The organism is Kineosporia babensis, assembly GCF_021129305.1.
GTDB classification, from domain to species: Bacteria; Actinomycetota; Actinomycetes; order Actinomycetales; family Kineosporiaceae; genus Kineosporia; species Kineosporia babensis.
The window spans coordinates 39,183-50,345 of sequence record NZ_JAJOMB010000004.1 but is presented as its reverse complement, the minus strand read 5'-3'; the positions used below and the strand labels follow the sequence as shown (position 1 = coordinate 50,345).

Here is an 11,163-nt window from a genome sequence, read left to right as displayed (position 1 = left end):
ACATCACAGGGGTGGCCGGAAGGCCACCCCTGTGATCAATCGCGGCGGGGAAGGTCACGCACGCCCCGCACCGGTCCCAGCAGCAGGGCGAGCGCGGCCAGCGACAGGCCCACCGCTCCGGCCCAGAGCGCCGGCCGCACGCCGAAAGAGGCGGCCAGCGCAGCCCCGGCGAGCGCACCCAGCGGCGCCGCACCGTTGACCAGGGTCATCACCGCTGCGGTGACCCGGCCCAGGATCTCGGGTTGGCAGTAGGTGAGGCGCCAGCCGGCGGTGATGACATTGCTGCCGACCAACCCGATGCCCACGGCCAGGCTGCCCACCGCGAAAAGTGCGATGCCCGGGCCGGAACCGGTCAAGGGCACCAGCAGAGCGAAGGGTGCGGTGCCGGCCTGCAGCACCAGCAGGCCCTGAGCGGTGCCGAAACGCCGCGTCAGCAGGGGCGTCACCAGCGCGCCGAGCACTCCGCCCAGGCCCAGAGCACTCAGCAGAACCCCTGCGGTGGCGGCGGTGAGCCCCACCTCCCGCACCAGGAAGACGACCTGGACCGACTGGGTCAGGGCCCGGGCGAAGGCTGCCAGGGCGGTGGTGATGGTGACGGCTCGCAGCAGCGGATCCCGCAGCACCAGGCGGGCCCCGGCCAGGATTCCGCGCGGACGCTCGCGCGGGGCAGCGAGTTTCGCCGGTCCGGTGGCGGCCATGGTGATCAGCGAGCTCAGCGCCGTGACAGCAGCGAAGACCGCGCCACCCGCCGCCCCGGCCAGCTGCATCACCAGGCCCGCGATGCCCGGACCGCCGGCCCGGGCCGTCCATTCGGTGGCCTGCATCCGGGCGGTGGCATCGGGCAGCTGAGCGGAGGGGACGATCGAGGGCAGGACGGTGCGGTAGGCCAGGGACAGCAGGAGGGCCGAGGTGCCCACGACGAACGCGGCCAGCACCAGGTGCACCATGCTCAGGGCCTGGGTCCAGGCGGCCAGGGCGACGGTGAGCAGGGTCAGAGCGGTGACGGCGTCGCAGGTCAGGATCACCCGGCGGGGCGGGACGTGGTCGACCAGCCAGCCTCCGGCCAGGCCGAACAGCAGGGCCGGGGCGGCCGCAGCGGCGGCGAGCAGGGCCACGACAGCGGCGGAGGCCCCGGCTTCGGTGGCAGCCAGGGGCAGGGCCACGGTGGCGACGGTCAGGCCCAGGGTCTCGGCGGTGGATCCGGTCCAGACCAGGCGGAATCGGCGGTGCCGGGTCAGCGAGCTCATCCGGGTCACTATGGCGGGCACCGGCGGGCTTGAGAACGGGCGGTATCGGACTTTCATGCGCTATTCACCGCAGGCTCGATTGCGCAGCCGCCGGGCGCCCTTTGACCCGTTTAGCGTCACTCCGGTGGTGAAACCCGACCTCGATCTCGATGACCTGCACCCCAGTCTGGCCGACGACGACCTGCTCTCGATGAACTTCCTCAGCGAAGTGGCCCTGCGCTATCCGAAGGCGATCTCGTTCGCCTCGGGCCGGCCGATCGACGAGCACTTCGACGCCGCTGACGTGCACCGCTGGCTCGATCTGTTCCTGGCCCAGGAGAACGTGGACGCCCGTTCGCTGTTCCAGTACGGCCCGGCCAAGGGGGTCATTGCCGGGCACGTGGCCCGGCAACTGGCGGTGGACGAGGGGATCGATGTGGACCCGGCCTCGATCATTGTCACGGTGGGCGCCCAGGAGGGGCTGCACCTGGTGTTGCGGGCCCTGCGCCGGGACGAGAAGGACGCGGTGCTGGCCGTCACGCCGACCTACGTGGGCCTGACCGGAGCGGCCCGCACCATGGACCTGCCGGTGTTCGGGGTGAGCGACGGCGCGGACGGCATCGACCTGGACGACCTGGACCTGGTGGTCGCCCAGGTGCGGGACAAGGGTCTTCGCCCGCGGGCGCTCTACCTGATGCCCGACTTCGCCAATCCCTCGGGCCGTTCGATGGGCACCGCCACCCGGCACCGCCTGCTGGCTGCGGCCGCGGCGCACGGCCTGCTGCTGATCGAGGACAACCCCTACGGCTTCTTCGGCCCGCACCGGCCCACCCTGAAAGCGCTGGACACCGGCCGCCAGGTGGTGCACGTGGGGACCTTCGCCAAGACCGTGCTGCCCGGTGCCCGGGTCGGTTTCGTGGTGGCGGACCAGCGCGTGGCCGGTGGCGCGCTGCTGGCCGACGAGCTGGCCAAGCTGAAGAGCATGGTCACGGTGAACACCTCGACGGTGGCCCAGGCGGTGATCGGCGGGCGGCTGATCGAGGCGGGCTACCGGCTGCGCGAGGCGAACGCCGCCCAGATCGCCGTCTACCGACGAAATCGTGATCAGATGCTGGCCGGCCTGGCCCGGCGGATCACCGACCCGCAGATCACCTGGAACACCCCCGACGGCGGGTTCTTCCTCGTCGTGGACGTGCCTTTCGTCGTGGACGACGCGTTGCTGGAACGTGCCGGGCGGGAGCACGGGGTGCTGTTCACCCCGATGTCCTACTTCCTGCGTGGTGGCCGGGCCACGAGCCAGATGAGACTCTCGTTCAGCCGGGTCAGCCCGGACGAGATCGAGACCGGCCTGGACCGCCTGACCGCACTTCTGTCCTCGGGAGGCGCACGTGTTTGATCCGATCGATCTCGACCCGATCGAGACCGCCTCCCGGGACGAGCTGCAGGCCCTGCAGTTACGCCGTCTGCAGTGGTCCCTGCGGCACGCCTACGACCATGTGCCCTTCTACCGGCGCTCTTTCGACGCCGCGGGCGTGCATCCGGACGACTGCCGTTCGCTCGAGGACCTGGCCCGGTTCCCGTTCACCACGAAGGAAGACCTCCGGGCCGCCTACCCCTTCGGGATGCTGGCGGTGCCCCGTGAGCGACTCAGCCGGGTCCACGCGTCCTCTGGTACCACCGGCCGGCCGACCGTGGTCGGTTACACCCGCCGTGACGTGGACACCTGGGCGGACGTGATGGCGCGCTCGATGCGGGCGGCCGGGGCCCGGCCCGGCGACCTGGTTCATGTTGCCTACGGCTACGGGCTTTTCACCGGTGGCCTGGGCGCGCACTACGGTGCCGAGCGCCTGGGCTGCACGGTCGTGCCGGTCTCGGGCGGGATGACCGAACGGCAGGTGCGGTTGATCGCCGACCTGCGGCCCGACGTGATCATGGCCACGCCGTCGTACCTGCTGACGATCCTGGACGAGTGTGACCGGCAGGGTTTCGACCCGCGCAAGGCGTCGTTGCGGGTGGGTCTGCTGGGCGCCGAACCGTGGACCGAGAGCATGCGGCGGGAGGTGGAGGAGCGGTTCGACATGCATGCGGTGGACATCTACGGCCTGTCCGAGGTGATGGGCCCGGGAGTGGCCCAGGAGTGTGTGGAGACCAAGGACGGCCCGCACATCTGGGAGGACCACTTCTACCCCGAGATCGTCTCCCCGGCTTCAGGTTCCGTGCTGGAGGACGGTGCGGCCGGTGAGCTGGTGTTCACCTCGCTGACCAAGGAGGCGCTGCCGATCATCCGCTACCGCACCCGGGACCTGAGCCGGCTGCTGCCCGGCACGGCCCGGAGCATGCGCCGGATGGCCAAGGTGACCGGCCGCAGCGACGACATGATGATCCTGCGCGGGGTCAACGTGTTCCCGAGCCAGATCGAGGAGATCGTCCTGCGGGTGCCCGGTCTGGCCCCGCACTACGAGTGCGTGCTGGAGCGCCCGGGCCGGCTGGACGAGCTGACCGTGCGGGTGGAAGCCCGCACGGCCCTGGATGCGCGGCAGAGCGAGCAGCGGGCCGCTGCCCTGGCTGCGGTGGTGAAGGACAGCGTCGGTGTGTCGGTGAAGGTGGATGTGCTGGCGCCGGGCGCTCTGGAGCGCTCGATGGGCAAGGCCCGGCGCGTGGTCGACCTACGCTGAGCGAACCGGCCGGAACTCCACCGATTCCCGGGTGAGAATCCGCTCCTCGACGGTGACCGGGCCGTGGCGGGCCAGGTGGGTGAGCACGTCGTCGACCATGGTCGGGGGAGCGGAGGCCCCGGCGGTCAGGCCGATCACGCTGACGCCCTGGAGCCATTCCGGGGCGATCTGCTCGGCGCTGTCGATCAGGTGGGCCGGAACCCTTCGGCGCCGGGCGGTCTCGACCAGGCGCAGCGAGTTGGAGGAGTTGGTGGAGCCGATCACCAGCACCAGTTGCGCCTCGTTCAGCACGGCGATCAGCGCGTTCTGGCGGTTGGTGGTGGCGTAGCAGATGTCGTCGGTGGCCGGGCCGCGCAGGTGCGGGAACCGGGCCCGCAGCGCGGCGATGATCTCGGCGGTCTCGTCCACCGCCAGGGTGGTCTGGGTCAGGTAGGACACCCGGGTCGGATCGGGCACCTGCAGGCCGGCCACGTCGTCGATCGTCTCGACCAGGAGGAGGTGCTCGGGAGCCTCGCCGAGCACCCCTTCGACCTCTTCGTGACCGGCGTGACCGATCAGGAAGGTGGTGTCGCCCCGGGCCGCGTAACGCCCGGCCTCGGCGTGCACCTTGGCCACCAGCGGGCAGGTGGCGTCGATCACCGGCAGCTGTCTCTGCGCGGCCTCGCGGCGGACCGCGGGGGAGACGCCGTGCGCCGAGAACACCACCGGGGAGCCGGCCGGAACCTCCTCGAGTTCGTCGACGAAGACCGCGCCCTGGGCCTCCAGTTCGGCGATGACGTGCTGGTTGTGCACGATCTGCTTGCGGACGTGGACTTTTCCGTGCTCCCGCAGCAACTGCTCGACCACGGAGACGGCCCGTTCCACCCCGGCGCAGAACGAGCGGGGAGAGGGCAGCAGCACGGTTCGTTCTCGGGACATGAGGGCTCCTTGATCAGAACTGCCGGTGCACACACAGATGGGCCAGGGAGCGCAGGCCCGCCTTCCCCTCCGCGGCGAGATTGCCCTTCTCCAGGGCCTTCTCGACCTCCTCGAGCAGCTCCTCGGCCCGCTGCAGGGCCCACCGGCGCCCACCGGACTCCTCGACGAGTTCGGCGGCCCGGGTGGTCTCGGCCGGACCGATCGGGCTCTGGTAGAGGCGGGCCAGTTCCCGCCCGGCCGGGGTGCCGGAGGTCAGGGCGGCCACCACGGGCAAGGACTTCTTGCGGGTCTTCAGGTCGGCCCCGGCGGCCTTCCCGGTGACCTTCGGATCGCCCCAGATTCCGAGGACGTCGTCGGTGAGCTGGAAGGCCAGCCCCAGGTCGCGTCCGGCCTGGGTGAGCAGCCGGACCTGCTGGGGCGAGGCGGCGGCGCTCAGCGCCCCCAGGCCGAAGCTGCTGCCGATCAGGGCGCCGGTCTTGGAGCCGGCCATGGCCAGGCACTCCGGCAGGCTCACCGCCGGCTTGCGTTCCATCGCCAGATCCTGGATCTGGCCGAGGATGAGTTCCTGCACCGCCTCGGCGGTGACCGCGGCGGCCTCCGGGGCCCCGGCCAGCGTCTGCAGGGCCAGGGTCAGCAGGGCATCCCCGGCCAGCACGGCCGGGCCCACCCCGAACACGCTCCAGGCGGTGGCGCGGTGCCGCCGGGTCACGTCGCCGTCCATCACGTCGTCGTGCAGCAGCGAGAAGTTGTGCACCAGGTCCACCGCCACCGCAGCCGCGAGAGCCCGCTCCTGCTGGTGCGATGGATCCACCGCCGCAGCCGCCAGCAGAACCAGGGCCGGGCGCAGCGCCTTGCCGCGCCCGGCGTCGCAGTCGTTGCCCTGAGCGTCCTGCCAGCCGTAGTGGTAGAGCGCCACCGGGCGGACCGATTCCGGCAGGCGCTCCAGAGCGATCCGCAAAGCCGGTTCCACGCGCCGGCGGGTGTCCTCCAGAACCTGCGGCGCCGCGTCCCTGATGATCTCGAGGCCCGTATCGGTTTCGGTGCTCATCGTCCTACCTCCACGGAGTCGAGAACGCCCAGCGCATCGGGTACCAGAACGGCCACCCCGTAGTAGGCGCTGAGCTGGTACGTGATCACCGCACTGGGATCGATCCCCTCGAACCGCAGGCTCAGGCCCGGTTCGAGCTGGTCGGGCAGCTCGGCCGGCAGCAGCCCGACCACCCCGCCGCTGTCGTCCCCGGTGCGCAGCGCCAGGATCGACGTGGAACCGGTGCGCGAGATCGGGATCTTGTCGCTCGGCAGGATCGGGACTCCCCGCCAGGCGGTGTGCTGACCGGACTGGTCGAGATACAGCCCGGCGGCGGTGCACTGGCGCCGGAAGGCGGCGATCGCCCGGGGATGAGCCAGGAAGAAGGCCGTGCTCCGGCGCCGGCTCAGCAGGTCGTCGAAGTCCGCCGGGGTGGGCGGGCCCTTGCGAGCGGTGATCCGCTGGCTCGGGTCGACGTTGGACAGCAGGCCGATGTCCGGGTGGGTCAGCAGTTCTCGTTCCTGACGCTCGCGCAGGGCATCCACGGTCAGGCGCACCTGCTCACGCGTCTGGTCCATCGGCTTGCCGTACAGATCGGCCACCCGCGAATGCACCCGCAGCCGGGTCTGGGCCAGGTTGAGGTCGTACTCGCGCGGCTCGAGGTCGTAGTCCACGAACCCTTCGGCCAGCTTCTCCTCGCCGGAATGCCCCGAGGAGAGGCGGATCTCGCTCTCACCGTACTTGTTGACCCCGTGCGCCGACGGTGGCCGGCTCAGGTGATCGCGCAGAGCCGGGGCCGAGTCCAGCAGGCCTTGCAGGCGCTGGGCCGAAACCGTGAGCAGCAGGCAACTGGTCTCGGTGCGGGCGGTGAACGGCCACTGCAGGTCCGGCCGGGTGAGCAGATCAGCGCCGATCTGCTCACCCGAGCCCAGCACCGCGGTCACCACCGGATCGCCGAACTCACCGGGCACCGAGCGGCTGACCGTCCCGTGCACGATCAGCACCAGCTGCCCCGCCGCCGAACCGGATTCGGCCAGCACCGTGCCCGGCTCGACCTCCTGCGACTCGAACGCGTCGGCCAGCGCCCGCAGCACCTCGGCGTCCGCGAAACCGTCCAGCAGCAGAAGCTGGTTCAGGCTGCTGGCCAGCACCCGCGGCTGGGGCCCGCTGCGGTCGAAGCGGACCAGCCCGTCCCGCACCGGCCGCCGACGCCGGCGGTTCACCCGGTAGGTACCGGCCTCCAGCGTCTTCCACGGTAGTTCGGACAGCAGCCAGCGCGGGCTCGACGAGGTGGCCTGCGGGGCCGACTTCGTCGTGGTGGAAAGGTTCTTGGCGGCGTGTCTCGGCAGGCTGGTGACATCACCGGGATCGAGGCTCACCTCAGCCCTCGCGTCCGACCTCGACGTTCTCCAGCACCGCGAGCGCGTCCGGCACCATCACCGCGGCCGAGTAGTAGGCGCTGACCAGGTAGGAGATCACCGCCTTCTCGTCGATCCCCATGAACCGCACGTTCAGGCCCGGCTGGTACTCGTCCGGCAGGCCGGTCTGGTGCAGCCCGACCACGCCCTGGTTCTGCAGGCCGGTGCGCAGCAGCAGCACCGAGCTGGTGCGGGCGCTGCTCATCGGGATCTTGTTGCAGGGCAGCACCGGTACCCCGCGCCAGCTCGGTACCTGGTGCCCGAACAGCTCGGTCAGCTGCGGGTACACGCCGCGGCGGGTGCACTCCTGGCCGAACGCGGCGATCGTGCGCGGATGCGCCAGGAAGCAGGCCGGCTCCTTCCAGACCAGGCTGAGCAGCTCGTCGAAGTCGTCCGGGGTGGGCGGGCCCTGCCGGGCCTGCAGCCGGAACGAGAGGTCGGCGTTGTGCAGCAGGCCGAAGCTGCGGTTGTTGATCAGCTCGTGCTCCTGCCGCTCGCGCAGGCCCTCGACGGTCAGCCGCAGCTGCTCCTCGGTCTGGTTCATCGGCTTGTTGTAGAGATCGGCCACCCGGCTGTGCACCCGCAGCACGGTCTGGGCCACGCTCAGCTCGTACTCGCGTGGGGCCAGCTCGTAGTCCACGAAGGTCTGCGGTAGCTGGTACTCGCCGTCCAGGCCGGAGGTCAGGTCGATCGCGGCCTCACCGTGCTCGTTCTGCGGCCGCCCGGCCTCGGTGCTGCGCCGCTGGATGTGTGCGCGCAGGCCCCCGGCGTTGCCGTTGAGCTCGTCGAACGACTGCCGGCGCAGGGCCAGCACGGTGACCGCGGTGGCCGCGCGCAGGGTGTACTCCCAGGTGTGGCCGGCGTCGGCCAGGACCTGGTCGCCGAAATGGTCTCCGGCCGCGATCATTCCGTGGGTGGCCGAGTCGCCGTACAGGCCGGGCCGCAGCCGCTCGATCTTGCCGTAGGCCACCAGGCCCACCACGTCGGCCTGCTCGCCGGCGGTGTGCAGGATGTCGCCGGGCTGGTACTCGCGCTGCTCGAAGCGCTCGGCCAGGGCGCCGAGCATTCCCTCGTCCTCGAAGCCGCGCAGCAGCGGCAGTTCGGTGAGTTCCTGGGGGATCACCCGCACCTGGGTGCCCTCGCTGATGAACTGGACCCGCCCGTCCCCCAGAGCGTAGGAGGCGCGCCGGTTCACCCGGAACACGCCGCCGTCGGCCTGGATCCAGGGCAGCATGCGCAACAGCCAGCGCGAGGTGATCGACTGCATCTGCGGGGCGGACTTGGTGGTGGTGGCCAGATTTCGGGCCGCCGCCACGTCGAGGCTGGTGCGCGGGTCGAGCAGGGCTGCGTCGGGCTCGATGGTCATGCTTCTCCAGTCCTTGGGGCTTTCAGGGAGGACGTGCGATGGGCATTCCGCTTGCCGCACAGGGATTCCGGGGGTGATTCCGGCCGGCTGTGTCGGCGGATCGCGCACGCTGCGGCCGATGACGTTGTCGTGACGCTGCGTGCTGGCTGGACCATGAAATACCGGTGAACCGCCGTTCGGCAAGGCTGGTCCGGCGTGTCGGGGTATCACCCCAGGTGAACTGAAACCGATGGGCCGTCTGTGATTTGGAGATTTCACAGCTACTGGTCAGGATTTCGCCCGGGCTGGACAGGTTCGGGTGCGAAGCGTTCTAATCGCTACTGCTCGTGACGGGTCTGTGGTGATCCGGCGGGCGTCCCGACATCTCGTTCGTTCCCAGGGGGTACCCGGTGTCCTTCCAGCTTCCGGACTTCTATCTGCCGCACCCGGCCCGCCTGAACCCGAACGTGGAGCACGCCCGGGTGAACAGCACCCGCTGGGCCCGCGGGATGGGCATGCTGGACGCCGCCCGCCCGGACGGCTCGCCGGTGTGGACCGAGCAGAGCCTGGCCCGGATGGACTACGCGCTGATGTGCGGCTACACGCATCCGGACTGCGACGCCCCGATGCTCGACCTGATCACCGAGTGGTACGTGTGGGTGTTCTTCTTCGACGACCACTTCCTCGAATCCTTCAAGTACTCGCGGGATCTGGCTGGTGGTCAGGCCTACGTCGACCGGCTCGAGGAGTTCATGACACCGGACGGCCTGACGCTGAACGATGCGCAGAACCCCTCCGAGGCCGGCCTGGCCGACCTGTGGGCCCGGACCGTCCCGGCGATGTCCGGGGCCTGGCGCGCCCGGTTCGTCACCAGCACCCACAACCTGCTGGTCGAGTCGATGTGGGAACTGCAGAACATCGACGCCGGACGGGTGGCGAACCCGATCGAGTACGTCCAGATGCGGCGACGGGTGGGCGGCGCCCCCTGGTCGGCCAACCTGGTGGAGTTCGTGACCAACGCCGAACTGCCCTCCAGCGTGGCCGAACGGCGGCCGCTGCGGGTGCTGGTGGACACGTTCTCCGACGCGGTGCACCTGCGCAACGATCTCTTCTCGTACCAGCGCGAGGTCGAGGAGGAGGGGGAGAACTCCAACGCCGTGCTGGTTTTCGAGCGGTTCCTGGACTGCGAGACGCAGCGCTCGGCCGACCTGGTCAACGATCTGCTCACCTCCCGGCTGCAGCAGTTCGAGAACACCGCGCTGACCGAGATCCCGGCGCTGCTCGCCGAGCACGGGGTGCTGCCGGGCGAGGCGCTGGCGGTGGCCACCTACGTGCAGGGTCTGCAGGACTGGCAGGCCGGCGGCCACGAATGGCACGCCCGGTCCAGTCGCTACATGAACGCCGGGGCGCAGACCGCCACCTGGTCGCTGCCGACCGGTGCCAGCGGGCTGGGCAGTTCGGCGGGCCGGGTGTTCGGGCCGGGCGTGAAGGTGCGCAACCGGCAGTACCTGCACGCGCTGTTCCAGCCGGTCGGCCACCTGCCGCTGCCCGACTTCCACATGCCCTTCCCGGTGCGGATCAGCAGCCATCTTGACGCCGCCCGCCAGCACAACCTCGAATGGTCCGAGCGGATGGGCATGTTCGAGGGAGTCTGGGACGCCACCCGCTTCGTCGGCATGGATCTGGCCTACTGTGCAGCGATGATCCACCCCGACGCCTCCCCGGAGCAGCTGAACCTCTCGTCCGACTGGCTGTCCTGGGGCACCTACGGCGACGACTACTTCCCGGTGGTCTTCGGCAACGCCCGTAACCTGGCCGGGGCCAAGGCCTCGCACCAGCGGTACGGGCTGTTCATGCCGTTGGACGGCGGCGCAACGCCCGAGCCGCAGGATCCGATGGAGCGCGGCCTGGCCGACCTGTGGGCCCGCACGGCCGGCCCGATGCCGATCCAGGCCCGGGCCCGGTTACGGCGCGCAGTGCGTGCGATGACGTCCAGCTGGATCTGGGAGCTGGCCAACCAGACCCAGAACCGGGTTCCGGACCCGATCGACTACATCGAGATGCGGCGCCGCACCTTCGGTTCCGACCTGACCATCGCGCTGTCCCGGTTCACCCACGCCGAGGTGGTGCCGCAGTACCTGTTCGAGCACCGGGTGCTGCACGAGCTCGACACCGCTGCCCAGGACTACGCCTGCTTCCTCAACGACGTGTTCTCGTACCAGAAGGAGATCGAGTTCGAGGGGGAGATCCACAACCTGGTCTTCGTCCTCGAGCAGTTCCTCGGAACCGACCGGCTCAGCGCCCTGGGTGTGGTGAACGACCTGATGACCGCCCGGATGCAGCAGTTCACCCTGATCGCCGAGCACGACCTGCCCGCCCTGATCGAGGAACTGCACCTGGCCGACGAGGTGGCCTCGGCCCTGCGCCAGCACGTGGACTACCTGAAGAACTGGATGTCCGGAATCCTGGAATGGCACCGCAAGGCCACCCGCTACACCACCGCCGAGCTCCAGGAGCGGCGCCTGCTGGTGGGCTGAGCCAAGGACTCGCGTCC

The 11,163-nt window shown here is 70.3% G+C and carries 8 protein-coding genes; 3 read left to right on the top strand and 5 right to left on the bottom strand.

Annotation, left to right across the window (positions count from 1 at the left end; genetic code table 11):
• Positions 1 to 35: 35 nt before the first annotated feature.
• A complete protein-coding gene (locus LR394_RS09225; protein ID WP_231440255.1) occupies positions 36 to 1,247 on the bottom strand; it encodes an MFS transporter in 1,212 nt (403 codons plus the stop codon).
• Positions 1,248 to 1,371: 124 nt separating this feature from the next.
• Here LR394_RS09225 and LR394_RS09220 point away from each other — a divergent pair, with 124 nt between their 5' ends.
• Together LR394_RS09220 and paaK are read left to right on the top strand one after the other, a co-directional pair.
• The gene (locus tag LR394_RS09220) at positions 1,372 to 2,622 is read left to right on the top strand and encodes an aminotransferase-like domain-containing protein (RefSeq protein ID WP_231440254.1); all 1,251 of its coding nucleotides are present in this window, start codon (positions 1,372 to 1,374) and stop codon (positions 2,620 to 2,622) included.
• Complete coding sequence (gene paaK / locus LR394_RS09215) at positions 2,615 to 3,901, top strand: phenylacetate--CoA ligase PaaK (RefSeq protein ID WP_231440253.1); 1,287 nt, start codon at positions 2,615 to 2,617, stop codon at positions 3,899 to 3,901. The genes LR394_RS09220 and paaK overlap by 8 nt, the downstream gene beginning before the upstream one ends.
• Here the strand turns inward: paaK and ispH are convergent.
• Genes ispH through LR394_RS09195 form a run of 4 tightly spaced genes read right to left on the bottom strand, consistent with a single transcriptional unit; the run spans position 3,893 to position 8,630 of the window.
• Positions 3,893 to 4,819: a 4-hydroxy-3-methylbut-2-enyl diphosphate reductase gene (gene ispH, locus LR394_RS09210; protein ID WP_231440252.1), complete on the bottom strand. Its 927-nt coding sequence runs from the start codon at positions 4,817 to 4,819 to the stop codon at positions 3,893 to 3,895. The genes paaK and ispH overlap by 9 nt on opposite strands.
• 13 nt (positions 4,820 to 4,832) lie before the next feature.
• Positions 4,833 to 5,867 carry a polyprenyl synthetase family protein gene (locus LR394_RS09205; protein ID WP_231440251.1) on the bottom strand — a complete coding sequence of 345 codons (1,035 nt, stop codon included), beginning with the start codon at positions 5,865 to 5,867 and terminating at the stop codon, positions 4,833 to 4,835.
• Entirely contained in the window at positions 5,864 to 7,225 is a 1,362-nt protein-coding gene (locus tag LR394_RS09200) for a family 2B encapsulin nanocompartment shell protein (protein ID WP_231440250.1), read from the bottom strand. Before LR394_RS09200 ends, LR394_RS09205 begins: the two co-directional genes overlap by 4 nt.
• Position 7,226: 1 nt before the next feature.
• Entirely contained in the window at positions 7,227 to 8,630 is a 1,404-nt protein-coding gene (locus LR394_RS09195) for a family 2B encapsulin nanocompartment shell protein (protein ID WP_231440249.1), read from the bottom strand.
• Positions 8,631 to 9,019: 389 nt separating this feature from the next.
• On the opposite strand from LR394_RS09195, the gene LR394_RS09190 reads away from it, so the two are divergent.
• Positions 9,020 to 11,146, top strand: coding sequence for a terpene synthase family protein (locus LR394_RS09190; protein ID WP_231440248.1), 2,127 nt, complete (start codon positions 9,020 to 9,022; stop codon positions 11,144 to 11,146).
• The last annotated feature ends 17 nt before the right edge of the window (positions 11,147 to 11,163 follow it).

Coding starts and splice junctions, on each gene's coding strand:
- LR394_RS09225 (WP_231440255.1), bottom strand. CDS start 1,247: ATGAGCTCGCTGACCCGGCACCGCCGATTCCGCCTGGTCTGGACCGGA.
- ispH (WP_231440252.1), bottom strand. CDS start 4,819: ATGTCCCGAGAACGAACCGTGCTGCTGCCCTCTCCCCGCTCGTTCTGC.
- LR394_RS09205 (WP_231440251.1), bottom strand. CDS start 5,867: ATGAGCACCGAAACCGATACGGGCCTCGAGATCATCAGGGACGCGGCG.
- LR394_RS09195 (WP_231440249.1), bottom strand. CDS start 8,630: ATGACCATCGAGCCCGACGCAGCCCTGCTCGACCCGCGCACCAGCCTC.